Origin of the sequence: Clostridium sp. (assembly GCF_047718555.1) — a bacterium.
Lineage (GTDB): Bacteria > Bacillota > Clostridia > Clostridiales > Clostridiaceae > Clostridium_I.
Window position 1 is genome coordinate 23,391 of sequence record NZ_JBDNRK010000039.1, and the last position, 16,744, is coordinate 40,134.

Here is a 16,744-nt window from a genome sequence, read left to right on the forward strand (position 1 = left end):
AGACGAAGTTACTATCAAGTTGGTTAAACTAATAAATGGTAATATTTATACCCCGACGGTGTAAATATTACCATTTGTAGTTCCACATCTTCAATTTTTAAGTATTAATCCTGCTCTGTTAAAATTATTGGTCCATCCTTTGTTATTGCAAGAGTGTGTTCATATTGGGCTGAAAGACTTCCGTCTACTGTACGTGCTGTCCATCCATTTTCATCTTCCACAGTTTCATAGCTGCCTATATTTATCATAGGCTCTATAGTAATTACCATTCCCTCTCTAAGCTTTATACCTCTTCCTGGTCTTCCATAGTGAGGTACACATATGTCATCATGCATTTTTTGACCTATGCCGTGCCCAGTATAGTCTCTTACTACAGAATATCCAAGAGACTCTGCATAAGTCTGTATTTCATGACCTATATCACCTATGTGGTTTCCTATAACAGCTTTCTTTATTCCTCTGTAAAGGCACTCTTTTGTGACCTTCATAAGATCTTCTGCTTCCTTTGATATTTTTCCCACAGCATAAGACCAAGCAGAATCAGCCAGCCAGCCATTTAAATTTACCACCATATCTATAGTTACAATATCTCCTTCTTTTAAATGATTCTTAGTTGGAAATCCATGGCAAATCTCATCATTTACTGAAGCACAAGTAGCATAAGGATATCCCATATAGCCTTTTTCTTCTGGAGTAGCATTATGCTCTTTTAAAAACTTTTCCACAAAAGCGTCTATTTCCATGGTAGTTATACCAGGCTTTATCAATTTTCTAATTTCTTTATGGCAGGCTGCCAATATTTTGCCTGCTTCCTGCATATATTCAATTTCTTGTTTTGTCTTTATTTCTATCACTATTATCCCTTCTATCCTTAGATCTCATAAAAAAATACTTTAACTTTTTCTTATTATACTAATTATTTGATTTTAAATCAATTTATTCATATGTTACTTCCATTATATTAATAAAGAAAAATTATGATATAATATTTTATTAAATAAATTATAGAATTACAAAAACCAATAATTTTAAAAAAATTATTTAATCATTATTCCTAATTATACCACAATATAATCACATATCAATCCGCATAATGATTGTTATATTGTATAAAATAAATACGATAATATTTTAATCTTAAAAGTTTTTTAGCATCACTATAATATTATAACAGTATTTGACTATAGTTATGTAGAAGGGAGACTTTATAAAATGGCAAACTTTAATTCATTGAATAGCTCAAAAGCTAATATAAAAAGTGTAGAAGATCATAATGAGGACGCAGAAACAGCTATGTCTCAGCAAGTTAAAGAAGTAAAACAATTTGCAATGGATAAATATAATGTAAATGGTCAGACACAGAGAGGATATAATAGACATAAGGATGACAGACAATAATTTCAAAAAATTATTTAATCTTTTTAGAAATTTTTTATATCATCAATGATTCAAATAATCATTGATGATATAACTTTTTATAAGCTCACTGAAAAATTTTAGTATTATTACATTATTTTTTAATATAAATCATATCCCAGTATTGTAAAGTGGGAACTGTAAATGTAATGTAATTTCCATTGACATCAGTTCCTTTTGTAAATTGTAGGTTATAAGTTTTTCCACTATGATAGTCAGGTGAGGCCATGTATACACTCTCTACGGGGTCTGTACGATAATACTTCACAGTAAAACTAGATAATGTGGTAGGTACTGGATAATCTGCATTAGTATCCCGCCAAGCATTATTTGGTTCACCTCTTAAGTTTATCAGATGAATAATTTCATAGTTTGAATCTTTCTTAGTAAATGTCCATACTTTATTTGCTTCGCTAGTGGTACTTGTAGCAATATCCTTTGATGATGAATCTTTTAATGAGACAGAATTTGATGTATTATATTGTCCGTCACGCAGCAGGTTTTCATAAGCAGTTAAAAAATCATAATATCTAAGTTCTTTTTGCTTTAAATCATCACTCATAATCATATTACGATTTGGAAAATATTCGCTGCACAGCATTCTTGTATCATCACCAAGTTCTATACGAGATCCTCCACTTGCAAAAGTTGCTGCATCAGTTAGCAGTACTCCTGGCGTATTCATATATCCAGGATTGCTTTCACTATGTGTCTTTGCTGCATCATAGTCCATATATGCAGGAACAATTAAGGATTTACCATTGCCTTCATTTCTTGAAGTATCAATTGCACCCTTTATATCATTATAAGTTACAAAGCCATCCCAGGGCCATAATTCTGCGTATAATCCATCTACATTACTTGCAGCAACCTGATCATGTCCTTTAAATCCAACTGGATTAAATAAAAGCTTCTTACTACCCATTTTACTTTTTTCATAATTTATGAAGTTTTTAAAAGTACTTGTTATTGAAACTGCTTCACCATTGGTTGTGTACTTTGTTCCAAAGTCTCCAACCGTGTCTTGGTGCCACCCATCAAAAGGAAAAACAGTAAATACATCCTTTTCTCTATTCAAAATATAGTTCTGCCAACCTGCGTTTGAAGGATCAAAGAAATATAATGCTGGTGTTGACCATCCCCCCGGCATATCCATCTTCCATTGTGAACCTCCTGGACTATCAAGTAGTGCCCAGTTGTAATCTACTCCACTATCATCCTGACCATATCCAGCTGCAGCACCATAAATAAGATTATATTCCATACCAGCAATGTTATCTGCATGACCCGCGTTTAAATAGTCAAGAATTGTCTGTCTATGCACCTCTTGGTTAGCAAGATTCTTCCATGAAGAGTCAGGTTTTGCCGAGCTTCCACTGACAGGAACATGATGTTTGTATTGCCAATCATAATATTGAATTGCATTTATGTGATAATTCTTTAACTGCCATATTACATTACTGCTAGCATCCGCTGATTGTAAACCAAACTTTGTTAAATAACCGTAACGAGGAAATTTTAACCAATCTGATGATACATCAACTGCTGTATTCATATTATCCATTATATTTCCTGCAGAATCTTTTGCCAAAGCTTCCACCATATATCCTTGATAATTTTTTCTAGGAGGAGTCCATATAAATCGTAATGTCATTGTATCACCTGGCGCAAGTATAAAAGTTTTCATAGGATATGTAGAAATTTGATTTTCAAGATGTTTAAAAAACAAAGATACTGATCCATTGCTTATGGCGGAGTTAGTGTTATTTTTAAGATCAACATATATTGTAACTGCCTCCCCAGGATTATACCTTGATTTGTCAGTATTAACATTTGTAATAATATTAACAGTGCCATTATTTTTTACTTTAGGCTTTGATAAATATAGTACTAAAAAAGTACTAATAATTATAAAAACAAGTAATAACCACAGCATTTTTTTATGTATAGTTATTTTTTTAATAATAGACATCATATCATTGCCTCCTCCCTAAAGAATTAACTCTTTTTGTAATGTTATTACTTTTAAGTAAACTGTGATTATTGCAGTATATGATCTAACTACAAAACAAACTATACTCTAAAAACTAATATTTGCAGTAATTAAAAATTTATTAATAATCTACTAAAAGCAATTTTAGCAACAGATAAGATAGTGTATTTTATCATAAACTTTCTTTTACCCCATGTCAATAAAGCAAGGAGATAAGTAATCAAATATATTTAAACAAATGGATATGACAAATGTATTAAAATGTCAAAATTAAACTAAAAATAGTAATTACACTATAAATAATGACAATATGCGAAATAAAAGGTAAATATTTTTTCAAAAAAGTTAATATACCTCGAAAATATATTTAAACTCACGTATGTATATAATGAAAATAATATATAAAGAGGTGTATGTAATGTCTATTTTTAAACGAAAGTATAAGGCTGTTGTAACCTTATTACTTGCTTTACTCATTGGATTTTCAACTGTTACTACTGCTTTTGCAACGCAGCCTGAACCCGATACTGCTTTAAATGAAAATAATTTGGAAAAATTATCTTCCGTAAGCGCTGAAAAAATCAAAGATGGTGTCAAATTTAATCTTGGTAACTATACTGGTTATATTCATTTGTTATCTCCAGATATGGTAAAGGTGTCTATTCTTCCTAATGGCCAACAAGAGAAAAATACACCAGCCATTCAGAAAACAGATTGGGCTACTCCTCAATTTGATGCAAAAGAAAAAAATGGCCAATACACTATAAAGACAAGTAAAATCAGTGTTGTAGTTAATGAAAAACCTTTTGGTATCAAAATTCTTGACGATAAAGGCAATGTAGTAACTGAAGACTATATGAAAAATGGTGCAACATCTGGTTATGAAAATGGAAAGCCTTATGTGTTCAAGAAAACTGATAAAAATGAAAATTTTTATGGCTTTGGTGAACAAACTGGAAGCACTTTAAACAAGCGTGGTACAAGCATGGGTATGTATAACACAGATGCTTATGCTTATGACAACAATACTAAGTATGTCTATACCGATATTCCTTTCTTTATGGGACTTAAAGATGGAAAGGCATATGGTATGCTGTTTGACAACTCTTACCGTTCTTATTACAATATGGCAAAAGAATCAGATGATTATTATTATTTCTATGCAAATGGCGGAACATTAACTTATTACTTTATGTATGGTCCTGACATATCTCATATTCTTGATCAGTACACACAATTAACAGGAAAAATGAATCTTCCAGCAGAATGGTCTTTAGGCTTACAGCAAAGTGCTTGGGGATATACACCTGATCAAATTGATAATGTTGCCAGCACATATAGATCTAAAAACATTCCACTGGATACTATGAATTTTGACATTGATTATATGAATGGCTACAGAGTCTTTACCTTCAATGATGCATACAAGAATGCTCTTGATAAATTGAAAGCTATGCCTGGATTCCACGCCGTAACCATCAATGATCCTGGTGTTAAACAAGATACTAATTATTCAATATTCAATCAAGGAACAGCTAATGACTACTGGGTTAAAAACGCAAATGGAAGTACTTTTATTGGTCCTGTTTGGGCTGGTGATTCCGCTTTCCCTAACTTCTTAAAAAGTGATGTACGTAACTGGTGGTCAACGAATATAGCATCTTCCCTTCTTAATTCAGGTGTAGATGGTATTTGGAACGATATGAATGAGCCTGCTGTATTCAATAATGATCCAGGATTTGATCATACTATGCCATTGGATGCTTTTGGATTAGATGATAATAATAATAAAACCACTTCTGCAGAATTCCATAATATGTATGGTCATTTTGAAGATCTAGCAACCTATAATGCATGGGCAGCAAACAACTCCAATAAGAGACCATTTGTTTTAACAAGAGATATGTATGCTGGAACTCAGCGCTATGCAGCTATTTGGACTGGAGATAGTGTAAGCGATTGGGAACACCTTCAAATGTCTCTACCAATGAATATGAATCTTGGTTTATCTGGTGCTTCTTTTGTTGGAAATGATATTGGTGGATTTGCTGGAGAAGCTACTCCTGAACTATTTGCACGTTGGATTGAACTTGGATCATTCTTGCCTTTCTCACGTATTCACTATGACGGAGTAAGTGACAGAAATTATACGCAAGAACCATGGTCATTTGGAACAAATGTAGAAAATATCAGTAAAAAATATATTGACATGCGTTATCAATTACTTCCTTACCTTTATAATGCATTTAATAATTCTGCAAAAACAGGTGCACCTGTACAGCAGCCATTGGTATATCAGTTCCAGAAAGATCCTAATACGTACAATATAAGCGATCAATTTATGTTTGGAGATTCCATGATGGTTGCACCAGTAGTTGAGCAGGGAAAAACATCTCGTACCGTATACTTGCCACAAGGACAAACATGGGTTAATTTCTGGGATAATAAAGAGTACAAAGGTGGACAAACAATTACAATTGATGCTCCATTAGACTATATGCCTATATTCATTAAAAAAGACTCTATCATCCCAACCCGTGATGTACAACAGTACACAGGAGAAAAACCATTAACAAACTTGATTCTTAATACGTATTTAGATAACAAAGCAAACTACAGTTTTTATGAAGATGATGGCAAAACACTTGATCACAATAACGGAAAATATAATGTTACAAATTTTGATGTAAAACAAGCAGGAAATGAAATTGAGTTCTCTCAAGATAAAGTAAAACAAAACTATAATTCAAGCCTGCAACAATATACATTAAAATTAAATAATGTTAATAATCCATCTAAAGTTGAAGCAGCTAATGAAAAATATACAAGCGTTCAATCAATAGATGCCATGAACAATACAAATCGTTCTTATTTCTATGACACAAACAGTAAAACATTGTATGTTCATATTCCAGTTGATGAAAACCACAAGGTAAAAATTCATCAGTAAAATAATTTTGAAGCTGTGTTAAAATAAATATCCATTAAATTTGAGAACAGCATCATTCAACTACAAAAAATCAAATTTTAATAGTAGAATAGGCTAAGGAGCTGTCTCACAATATATGTATTGTGAGGACAGCTCCCTTTTTAGAAAGTAATTAAAAAGAAAATGTTCTTCTGAAAAATCTTATTAATTCTGAGAATATTACAACTGTAAAAGTATATCCTATAACTTTTAACCACATTGTAAGAGATAATGGTGCAGTTCTGAAAATTTCTCCACCAAATTGAGTTATTATTATCTGCAGCATAAAGGTCAGCCCTATCATAAACAGCATAGCTCTATTTTTCAATAAATTCTTGAATATACTTTCATCTTCTAGTTCTCTAGAATTGAAAGCATTAAATAGCTGGAATAATACAAAGCTAGTAAATATTATACCATTTTGCTGCTGAGCACTTCCACCTAAAACATTATTATTTATTAGGAGCATCATCATAATAATTATAAAAGCACCATTTACTATAATACGTGAAAGCATATGACCTGTTATTATATTAGCATCTCTTTTAACCGGCTCTTTTTCCATAAGATGCTCTCTTAAAGCTTCAAGCCCTAAAGATAATGCTGGAGGACCGTCCATTATCAGATTTACCCATAACAATTGTATAGTAGTAAATGGAAGCTCTTTCCCCAGTATTTCACAGACAATTACTGTAACCACAGCAATCAAATTTACTGTCAATTGAAACTGTATAAATCTTTGGAAGTTTTCATATATTCCCCGTCCCCACTCTACTGCCTTAACAATAGTTGAGAAGGAATCATCCAGAAGAATAATATCACTTGCTTCCTTTGAAACTTCTGTACCAGTTATACCCATAGCAATCCCTACATCTGCATTCTTTAAGGCTGGTGCATCATTAATACCATCACCAGTAACAGCTACTACATTACCAGTCTTTTTTAGAAGATTTACTATTCTCATTTTAGTAAGAGGCTTACTTCTTGCAATCACTACTATCTTATCTAATATTTTTAGAAGTTCCTCATCAGACATTTCATCTATTTGTTGTGCTTCAACAATTATGCTGTCTTCATTAACCATATTTAATTGCTTTGCTATAGAAGTGGCAGTTACAATATTGTCTCCCGTCAACATTTTTATATTTATACCAGAGCTCTTACATTTTTCTATTGCATCATATACATCATCTCTTAGTGGATCTGCTATTGAGACAAATCCATCAAAAATCATGCTGTGTTCTATTTCATTTTGTATTTTGTTCCATTCTCCCTTTACTTCATCAATATTTCTATGGGAAAATCCAAGTATTCTCTTTGCTTGTTTCTGCAATTTTATAATTTCGTTATTTATTTTTTCCTTCAATTCATCTGTAAAATCTTGTACTTCATCATTAATTATTATCTTATCGCATAATGAAATGACCTTTTCCGGACTACCCTTTGTATATACATTATATATTCCATCTTCCTTGGTAACTGTGGTCATTGATTTCTTTTCTGAACTAAATGGATACTGGTATATAACCTCAGCTGCATTTCTTATATCAGTGTAATCTACAGCTACTTCATTATTGCCATCAGATACGTAATCACGGCATTTTGCCTCACATATAGTACCTGATGAAGAATAATTACTACATTGTGCTGGTTCTCTTGAACAGTCTGTTTCACTAAAAGCTTTTAACAATGCACATTCTGTGGGATTACCTATAAATTTTACGCTATTTTCTTGTATATTAATATCTGCAGTACTATTTATTGTAAAATTCTCAATCATGAATCTACTTTTTAAATCTGATGGCTTTAATAAATCACCATTATTCCATATATCTATTACTGTCATTTGATTTTTAGTAAGAGTTCCTGTTTTATCAGAACAAATCACATTTATACTTCCTATAGTCTCACAGGCAACTAATTTTCTCACAAGAGCATTGCTTCCTGCCATTTTAATTATATTTAAGGCCAGTGTTATAGCAACTACGGTAGGCAGCCCCTCGGGCACTGCAGCTACTATCAAAGCTATACTCGTCATAAATGCATTCTGAACAGTGTCAAAAGACAAACTGTTACTTGTATAAATTTTAAATAATTCATAGGAAAATATTAAACCAGCTGCAATTATTCCTAATAAACTTATGGATTTAGCAAGCTTATCTAATTTTTCCTGCAGTGGAGTAGATTTTGTCTCAGTACTCTTAAGCTCCTCTGCAATATTTCCCATTTCTGTTTTATCACCAATGGAGGTAACAACTATAGTACCTTGTCCGTATGTTACAAAGGTACCTGCAAAAACCATATTTTTACGTTCAGATAGACTGGTTTTAGGTTCTTTAATAATAATGTCACTATCCTTGTCAACGGGAGCACTTTCTCCTGTGAGCATAGATTCATCAACTTTCAGCTGCAGCATATCTATCAGTCTTCCATCAGCAGGAACTTTATCCCCAGTGTCAATTTTTACAATATCCCCTATTACCACATCTTTCTTATGTATATATTGGATATCTCCGCCTCTCAATACTTTTACTTTTATATCCTCATTTATATTATTTAATGTATCAAAAGCTTTTTGTGATCTTCCTTCCATAACAATGTTAATACCTACGGAAAGTCCTATGGCAATTAATATACCTATACTTTCTGTGAATTCAGCACGAAGCCCCTGAAAATATTTATATAAATTCATTCCAATAGTTATCAATGCAGCAATTAACAGAATAAATATCATTGGCTCTTTTAATGCCTCCAATATTTTTTTTATAATAGATACTTTTTCAGATGGAGAGAATTGATTCTTACCATATTTTTTTTGGTTTTCCAATACTTGTTCTTCAGTTAAACCTTTAGAAGCATCTACCTTAAATTCATTTAATATTTCTTTATTTGATTTTTGAAAAATCTCCATACTTCCCCCTCCATTAAATATTCCTTATGTTTAGGAATTATCATTTATCTGCTATAATCTTATATACTTTAAATGTCTCATTATTACTTTTCTTTAAATAAATATTTATATACCCTCCTTTTCTAATTTTCAATAAAAAATTTAAAATCTTTATTTAATAACATGCCTTTGCTATTTCTGACTAGCCATCAAATAAAAAAGACTTTTAACACAACCACACTAATAAAAGTGTTTTGTTGTGTTAAAAGTCTTACAGTGACAAATGTCATGATAAAGCCAGGTTATAAAAACCAGGATGTTGACTTTATCTCCCTTACGGGTAGTTACTCCCCTTTAACAATTTCATTAAATTATTCATATAATACTTAAATACAGTTAAAATTATAAAGGGAAAATTATTAAATGTCAATATATAATAATAATATTTATATTATGATGTATAAAATAACCTATTAAGTTATTTTTCTAAATTGTCTTTATCATATTTCAAAACTAATGAAATATCTTTATTACTAGATGATGCATTTATTTTATCATCAAATAAATTTATATTTTCTCTTCAATTTCATTCTTTACTATTTCTTCTTTTTTTCCAATAACACTGAACACAACGCCGCCAATGATTAAAATCGCACCAATAACAAAATTTATATTAATATTTTCTCCTAAAAACATCCAACCAAGGAAAACTGACATCATTGGCTGTACAGGATAAAAAAGAGAACAAGCACCTGCTTCTATCATGGATAGACTTTTATTCCACAGAAAATGGGCAAGAGCAGTACAGACAACCCCTATATAAATCAGTGATAGCGCAACGGTCCAATCAATCTTAATATTAGGAGTTATTATAAATTCACCAATAGAAAATGGTAAGGTACTCACAGCTGCTATAATAATACCATAGGTAGTAATCTGAATAGGATCATACTTTTGAGTAACTCTCCTAACTATGACAGATATCAGTGACCAAGATATCACTGCAAATAGAGAAATCAAAATTCCGATTACTTGTCCACTTTCATTTGAACCACCAATGATAGTATGTACACCAACAATAGCTAAAATAATACAAATTATCTTTTTCACAGTTAATTTTTCTTTAAGTATAATTGCTGCAAACAACATGATCGTAATTGGATTCACCGAATTAACTAGCGAGGCAAGGGACGCATTAGAGAACTTTACACCTATTAATTGTGCTACCGTAGCCATAAAATACCCTATAAATCCTATTAAAAAAACATATTTATAGTCCTGTTTTTCAATTTTTTTAGTCTTCGTATGCCTCATTATAAAAAATAGAATTATTCCCGCAATTATATATCGTACAGAAGAAATCATAAGAACAGGGACTTTTCCCATTACAAATTTACCAACCACATATAAACTACCCCAAGCACAAAAGGTTATAATAAGATATAAATAAGCCATTTTTTTATTTTTCATTTTATGTTTTAGTGAGAAATTATATGTTTCTCACTAAGATTAGCCACCTTTCATTAAAATTTTAATTTAGCCTTTACTTCAAAGAATAGCGTTATTCTTACTATTATTTTATCACAGAATTTATAACATATAGAAAAATGCCTATAAAAATACATAAAAAAAGTAATACTATGTAGCAATATTACTTTTATTTTAGGCTTTGTATTTTAACATTTAAATTTGTAATTTTTAAATTTTGCCATTTATTAATTCGTACTTTCTCACTATTACTAATTGAAATTTGATCTTTTCCTGACTGAAAGGTTCAGACCTCCACCTCTAAGCGAAGCGAAGGTGGGATTTTCTAATCAGGTGGGGTAGACTCCCCACCTGATTTACCAATGTTTCAGCTTGCTGAAACTAGTTCACTTTCCTTAGATGATCTTAACCACAGTTCCCACAGGAACCAAGTTACTAAGCTCAATTACATCTTTATTGTACATTCTTATACATCCATGAGAAACAGGTCCACCTATAGAACCGGGCCTGTTTGTACCATGAATTCCAATACCTCTTGCACTAAGTCCAAGCCATCTAGCTCCATAAGGTCCACCTGGGTTTATTTGCTTATTTATTATCTTAAATGTACCCGCTGGTGTAGGAGTAGCTCCTTTTCCTACTGCTACAGGATAAAGTTTATAAAATTTATTATCTTTATATAAAGTCAAACTTCTTGCATTTCTATTTATTGTAATCGTATATGTTGCTCTATAATAGCCTTCACTATACCGAACTGGATAAAAAACCATTCTACTATCTCCTAAAACTTGCTATATAAATTATTATATTACTATAGCTATAGGAAAGTGAGATTTATTCTAATCTTATATAAGTTTTAAATTCTTCCGGGTTATTTTCATTTATTATAAATACTCTTGCACCTCTTTCAAGGGACTCATTCCCATAGCCACCATCACCAGTGCAGCGCCCATATCCTAAAGTAATACCATTAATACTTCCCAAGTAATCATTCCTATGATCATGCCCTACAAATACACCTCTTACATCTCCATTTTCAACTAAAGCTGAAAATAATCCAGTATCAATTTTCTGCGGGCACTCTTTCTCATTTCTTTCACCTATAGCTTTTCCGCTTTCCCATACTTTATATTGCTGCTGCAGTGGAATGTGAAAAAACATAAGAGATGGAACCTTTCCATATTTATTTTTTAATTCAGCTGATAATTTTTTATACCAATTTATTTGTTGCTGTTTTATGTATCCATAACCGCCTAGACAATAATTACCAGAATCAAGTAGGTAAATATTAAATGCAGGCTTTATATTATTAGAATCTCTTATGAGAATATTATAGTCCCCTGCCCTTCCTATTGCACTTGAAAAAGCTTCACTAAGATTATGCTCATAGGACATATATATTTTCATCTGATCGCTTCTATTTACCCTTGAAAATTCATTATCATGATTTCCTAAAACTACTGCCCAGGGAATTTTTCTTTCCTCCATAGGCCTTGCAATATCAGCAATGGCCTTTTTAACACTTTCTTTTGAGAAACAATATCTCCCATCTATATTATCTCCAGTTAGAATAACAAGATCTGGCTTTTGAGAATTTAATGTATCTTCTATAAATTTTATATTTTTTTCATTGATTGAATAATGTTCATGTAGATCTGCAAATTGTATAATTTTAAATTGACCTGTAGAATTAAATTTTAATTGAATCCTCTGTGGATTACCCTTATAGTCTGCCTGAAAAATGATTATTATCATTAGAAAAAATATTATTGCTTTTTTTAATATTTTATTTAGAACTGTATATCTGAACGTTTTAATGTTTGTATTCATTATAGCTTATTCCCTGTAATTTTAGCCTATTTTGAATCTTACCCAATATCCTTGTAATCAATTGTGTTAAAAATAAATTTAAATTCGGCAAGCAAATTCCCTATTTACGGCTATCAGCAATTATAATTATAAATGCATCAGTACTAATATAGGGACTGCTTACCAAATTAAGGATTAAAATTTCTATATTTACTGTTGTGTATACTGAGGTTCTTCTTCTTGAATATGTTTCAATCTTCCATTCAAAATTTGTAATGAATCCTCAAAAGTTTTAGCTAACTGTTGAAAATCTTTTTTTGCAGCTTCATTTTCTGTTTGTAATGCAAAAGTCTTCATTGTAGCTGCTGCTGATTGAACGCCGGCTATAGCCTGCTGCATCTGTGTTCCTACTGTCATAATTCTCACCTCCCTTCAATAAAATAAGCTTAAGAAAATCTTTATATACTGTAATCTTCTAAATACAATAAGCTTAAAAATATTTATCTACCCCATATTAACCTTTAGTCTTAAATATTAATGAAGCTATAAACCCAAATATTATAGCTGAAGAAATGCCAGCACTTGTAATTTCAAATATGCCAGTAAGCACTCCGATAATACCATATTGCTCATTTTCCATTAGAGCACCTTTGACTAATGCATTGCCAAAGCTGCATATCGGTATTGAAGCACCTGCTCCTGCAAACTTTACTATGGGGTCATACAAACCGAAGCCGCCTAATATTGCTCCTCCTACTACAAATGCAGTCATTGTATGAGCAGGTGTAAGTTTAAAAACATCCATCATTATTTGACCTATAACGCATATAAGTCCGCCTATAATAAAGGCCCAAATAAAAATTCCCAAATTTAATTAACACCTCACTTTAAACACCTTAAAAGCCATAAAAATATCAACTTTTTACATCTCTATAGATACCGCATGGGCAATACAGGGAATACTTTCCTTTTGCTGATAGGACAATGGTGATAATAGCGCCCCTGTTGCAACAATTAGTATTCTCTTTAATTCTCCCTTTTTCATCTGTTTAAGTAAATGACCATAGGTAACAGTAGCTGAACAAGCACAGCCACTGCCTCCAGCTATTACAGGCTGATCTTTTTTATAAATCAATAGACCACAATCTGTAAGTATATCTCGCGGAATTTTCAATCCATGCTTTTCCAATAGGTCACCAGCGATTCTATGACCAACTCTTCCCAAATCTCCTGTTGCAATTAAATCATAATGGGATGGATCTATATTTAAATCCCTGAAATGTGCTTCTATGGTATCTACCGCTGCTGGTGCCATGGCCACTCCCATATTATAGGGATCTGATATGCCCATATCTACTACTCTTCCAATAGTAGCACAGGTTACTCTCGGTCCCTCACCTGCTTCACCTACCAGACATGCTCCAGCACCTGTTACAGTCCATTGAGCAGTTGGAGGTTTTTGTGCTCCGTATTCTGTAGGATATCTGAATTGCTTTTCAACGGTAATATTGTGACTGGAAGCACCTGTTACAATATACTTTGCTGACTTACTGTCAATCAGCAGTGAAGCCAGTGCAAGACCTTCCATGGAACTTGAACAAGCTCCAAAGATACCTAGGAAAGGCATTCCCAGTGTACGTGCAGTAAAGCTGCTGGATATAAGTTGATTCATTAAATCTCCACTTATAAAGAATTGAACATCATCTTTTTTCATATTCCCTTTATTAATGGCTGTTTCACAGGCCTCTTCCAGCAATTTTTTTTCTGCCTTTTCACAGCTGTCCTGACCTATCCATACATCTTCATGAAGAATATCAAAGTCATCAGCCAATGCACCCTGCGCTTCAAATGGTCCTCCTACAGCAGCAGAAGATAGTATCACTGGTTTAGAATCAAAAACCCATGTTTGATGTCCCTTAAGCATTTACATCCCACCTAACCACATGATAAGTATTTTTACAATAGCAACAACAAAAGCAGAGAAAACCCCAAAGGCAATTACCGACCCAGAGAGTTTGAACATATTACCGCCTACGCCTAGTACATAGCCCTCTGTTCTATGCTCAATAGCAGCGGAAGCAATGGTATTTGCAAATCCAGTGATAGGCACAGCAGTACCTGCTCCAGCCCACTGGGCAATATGATCATAAATTCCAAGACCAGTAAGCAGTGCAGAAGTTATTATTAAAATAGCAGCTGTAGGATTTCCTGCTGTCTTTTCTGTAAAATTAAAATATGTTATGAAAAACCACTGTAACCCTTGGCCTATAGTGCATATGATACCTCCCACTAAAAAAGCCCTGATGCAATTTTTTATGACCGGCCGCTTAGGTTCTCTATCAGATGCAAAATCCTGATATTCCTGTTCTACAGGAGTGAGTTTTTTCTTTTTCATATTAGACATAAATTTGTCACCTTCTAACGTAATAAATATGGTTCTAATTTATCCATAATTCTTTTTATCCTATCAGCATTATATGAATACATTTTTCTAACTCTTAAATCCTTTGTTTCCAAGGAAAAGGCAAATAAATCAGCCTGAACCTTTGCCATACTTGAGTAAAGCAGCTGTTTGACCTGAGGCTGGGTAATATGCATAGAATCATCAAATACATCTATAAATAAATCCCCTGAAGAATCTACCTGACCAATAAATACATTGTCCAGTGATACCCCAAAATTTGATAATTGAACTTCCAGCCATTCTCGATTCAAACCTCTATTTTTTAAAGCTTCGTCCAAAATATTTCCATCTAATATTACTGTTTCCGGTTCAGACAAAGGTGCAACCTCTCTTTGTAAGTCATGAGCAGTAACAGGTTTCTTATCCGACTTTAATAGTACATTTATTTCTCCAGTGGATTCCATTACAGCAAACTCCACATCCGCCAGATTAAAGGCATTCTTTGATCTCAATTCTCTTAATAATTCTTCACCTGTATATCTTACTTCCATCAGGTTTTCTTCCATAACTTTTCCATCTTTTATTAATATAGTCTCTCTGCCATTTATGAAATCATGTACCCAATTACTTTTTATTGCTAAATAATCCAGCGCTACAGAAAATGCAATCCAAACTGCTAATATCATAAGTGCAAAAATAGTATTGGGTACTATACCTAATGAAATTAATGCTGTAATAATAGCGATTACAATATAACTTACAAATCTAAAAGGTGTTATCTTTAATAAATTTACCTTACCAATAATTCTAACTATCACTAAAGTTAAGAAAAATAAAATTACGGATCTTAAAAGTACTATAATCCAATTTTGCATAGCCTTTTTTCCTTCCCAGGTATCTTGTATCTTTATATAAATAATCAGTCAATTTTAACTGTTAAACTTGATATTTTTTAAGATACCTTAATTGCCTTTGTATTGAGGTTCTTCAAATTCTATCTTTTTTAATCTACGTTCAACATTTTTAGTAACTGCTTCTGTAATTTTAAGAGCTTCTTTATAAGCTATAACTTCCTCTTTATTTTTACTCTTCACAGAATAAGTTCTAAGTGTACTTTCAATTCCCTTTAATTCAGCCAAGGTTTGCTTTACTCTAGCTCCTACTGTCATTATTATCAACTCCCTGAATATCATGCTAAAATTATTATTATCAAAAATCCAAAAAAGTATTACTATTTTTATTTTGTTATATTTTACATGCTTTGTAAGTTATCCTTACATTAATAGGTAAAATTATCCAATATAATATAGTTTTGGCAATTGACATTATAATAAACTAAAACCAATTATATAGGGGTAATACTAGTAATCTTATAAACAGAGTTCTTTGTTTCAGGTGGAGTTTTTTTCTCCAGCTGAAACTTACTAACAGAGTTCTTAGTATCGGTATTTTCGATACTTAGAAATCGTTGTCCTTTAGGGTAAATCGTTATCCAGGGACGTAGCAGCCGTTATCTCCCACTTTGATAGAAAAGCAGAGAACCAAAATCTTCGATTTTGTGTGAATCGCTTTCACTGTGTGCGTTGGGAGTATTACGGATGGTAGTCATCGGATAAAAAGGAATTTGTGCATAACAAATAATTACTAGCTAATTTCATCAAAAAATAAAAGTTGTCTCAAAAGTAATAAATATTCATTAAATTTGAGAACAACCTTATTCGTTTATTGAAGCAAGTTCTTAATTCAGGTGGGGATTCTTTTACCCCATCTGAATTT

General features: G+C 32.2%; 14 protein-coding genes. 2 read left to right on the plus strand and 12 right to left on the minus strand.

Going from position 1 to position 16,744, the window contains the following annotated elements; all coding sequences use genetic code 11:
- Positions 1-104 precede the first annotated feature (104 nt).
- Positions 105-854 (minus strand): type I methionyl aminopeptidase, encoded by a 750-nt coding sequence (map, locus tag ABF633_RS14475; RefSeq protein WP_415524600.1) that lies wholly within the window; start codon positions 852-854, stop codon positions 105-107.
- 358 nt (positions 855-1,212) lie between these two features.
- Here map and ABF633_RS14480 point away from each other — a divergent pair, with 358 nt between their 5' ends.
- Positions 1,213-1,398, plus strand: a complete 186-nt coding sequence (locus ABF633_RS14480) for a hypothetical protein (RefSeq protein WP_415524601.1) — start codon at positions 1,213-1,215, stop codon at positions 1,396-1,398.
- Positions 1,399-1,510: 112 nt separating this feature from the next.
- Here ABF633_RS14480 and ABF633_RS14485 read toward each other — a convergent pair whose 3' ends face one another.
- Positions 1,511-3,391: a glycoside hydrolase family 66 protein gene (locus tag ABF633_RS14485; RefSeq protein ID WP_415524602.1), complete on the minus strand. Its 1,881-nt coding sequence runs from the start codon at positions 3,389-3,391 to the stop codon at positions 1,511-1,513.
- Between the two features lie 436 nt (positions 3,392-3,827).
- Between ABF633_RS14485 and ABF633_RS14490 the strand changes: the two genes are divergently transcribed.
- Positions 3,828-6,359 carry a glycoside hydrolase family 31 protein gene (locus ABF633_RS14490; protein WP_415524603.1) on the plus strand — a complete coding sequence of 844 codons (2,532 nt, stop codon included), beginning with the start codon at positions 3,828-3,830 and terminating at the stop codon, positions 6,357-6,359.
- Positions 6,360-6,510: 151 nt separating this feature from the next.
- Here the strand turns inward: ABF633_RS14490 and ABF633_RS14495 are convergent, their stop codons facing one another.
- From ABF633_RS14495 to ABF633_RS14540, 10 genes are all read right to left on the minus strand, one after another.
- Positions 6,511-9,288, minus strand: coding sequence for a cation-translocating P-type ATPase (locus tag ABF633_RS14495; protein WP_415524604.1), 2,778 nt, complete (start codon positions 9,286-9,288; stop codon positions 6,511-6,513).
- 546 nt (positions 9,289-9,834) lie between these two features.
- Positions 9,835-10,737: a DMT family transporter gene (locus tag ABF633_RS14500; RefSeq protein WP_415524605.1), complete on the minus strand. Its 903-nt coding sequence runs from the start codon at positions 10,735-10,737 to the stop codon at positions 9,835-9,837.
- Between the two features lie 413 nt (positions 10,738-11,150).
- The gene (locus tag ABF633_RS14505; protein WP_415524606.1) at positions 11,151-11,525 is read right to left on the minus strand and encodes a L,D-transpeptidase; all 375 of its coding nucleotides are present in this window, start codon (positions 11,523-11,525) and stop codon (positions 11,151-11,153) included.
- Between the two features lie 64 nt (positions 11,526-11,589).
- Entirely contained in the window at positions 11,590-12,510 is a 921-nt protein-coding gene (locus tag ABF633_RS14510) for a metallophosphoesterase family protein (RefSeq protein WP_415524607.1), read from the minus strand.
- Between the two features lie 264 nt (positions 12,511-12,774).
- Positions 12,775-12,981, minus strand: coding sequence for a DUF1657 domain-containing protein (locus tag ABF633_RS14515; RefSeq protein ID WP_015614484.1), 207 nt, complete (start codon positions 12,979-12,981; stop codon positions 12,775-12,777).
- 97 nt (positions 12,982-13,078) lie between these two features.
- Positions 13,079-13,432, minus strand: a complete 354-nt coding sequence (spoVAE, locus tag ABF633_RS14520; RefSeq protein ID WP_415524608.1) for a stage V sporulation protein AE — start codon at positions 13,430-13,432, stop codon at positions 13,079-13,081.
- A 54-nt stretch (positions 13,433-13,486) separates the two neighbouring features.
- Positions 13,487-14,488, minus strand: a complete 1,002-nt coding sequence (spoVAD, locus tag ABF633_RS14525; RefSeq protein ID WP_415524609.1) for a stage V sporulation protein AD — start codon at positions 14,486-14,488, stop codon at positions 13,487-13,489.
- Positions 14,489-14,968, minus strand: a complete 480-nt coding sequence (gene spoVAC / locus ABF633_RS14530; RefSeq protein WP_415524610.1) for a stage V sporulation protein AC — start codon at positions 14,966-14,968, stop codon at positions 14,489-14,491.
- A gap of 14 nt (positions 14,969-14,982) precedes the next feature.
- Positions 14,983-15,843 (minus strand): DUF421 domain-containing protein, encoded by an 861-nt coding sequence (locus tag ABF633_RS14535; protein WP_415524611.1) that lies wholly within the window; start codon positions 15,841-15,843, stop codon positions 14,983-14,985.
- An 87-nt stretch (positions 15,844-15,930) separates the two neighbouring features.
- A complete protein-coding gene (locus tag ABF633_RS14540) occupies positions 15,931-16,137 on the minus strand; it encodes a DUF1657 domain-containing protein (protein WP_415524612.1) in 207 nt (68 codons plus the stop codon).
- Between the last annotated feature and the right edge of the window lie 607 nt (positions 16,138-16,744).

Coding starts and splice junctions, on each gene's coding strand:
- ABF633_RS14500 (WP_415524605.1), bottom strand. CDS start 10,737: ATGAAAAATAAAAAAATGGCTTATTTATATCTTATTATAACCTTTTGT.
- ABF633_RS14505 (WP_415524606.1), bottom strand. CDS start 11,525: ATGGTTTTTTATCCAGTTCGGTATAGTGAAGGCTATTATAGAGCAACA.
- ABF633_RS14540 (WP_415524612.1), bottom strand. CDS start 16,137: ATGACAGTAGGAGCTAGAGTAAAGCAAACCTTGGCTGAATTAAAGGGA.
- spoVAC (WP_415524610.1), bottom strand. CDS start 14,968: ATGTCTAATATGAAAAAGAAAAAACTCACTCCTGTAGAACAGGAATAT.
- ABF633_RS14485 (WP_415524602.1), bottom strand. CDS start 3,391: ATGATGTCTATTATTAAAAAAATAACTATACATAAAAAAATGCTGTGG.
- ABF633_RS14495 (WP_415524604.1), bottom strand. CDS start 9,288: ATGGAGATTTTTCAAAAATCAAATAAAGAAATATTAAATGAATTTAAG.
- spoVAD (WP_415524609.1), bottom strand. CDS start 14,488: ATGCTTAAGGGACATCAAACATGGGTTTTTGATTCTAAACCAGTGATA.
- ABF633_RS14490 (WP_415524603.1), top strand. CDS start 3,828: ATGTCTATTTTTAAACGAAAGTATAAGGCTGTTGTAACCTTATTACTT.
- ABF633_RS14515 (WP_015614484.1), bottom strand. CDS start 12,981: ATGACAGTAGGAACACAGATGCAGCAGGCTATAGCCGGCGTTCAATCA.
- ABF633_RS14510 (WP_415524607.1), bottom strand. CDS start 12,510: ATGATAATAATCATTTTTCAGGCAGACTATAAGGGTAATCCACAGAGG.
- ABF633_RS14480 (WP_415524601.1), top strand. CDS start 1,213: ATGGCAAACTTTAATTCATTGAATAGCTCAAAAGCTAATATAAAAAGT.
- ABF633_RS14535 (WP_415524611.1), bottom strand. CDS start 15,843: ATGCAAAATTGGATTATAGTACTTTTAAGATCCGTAATTTTATTTTTC.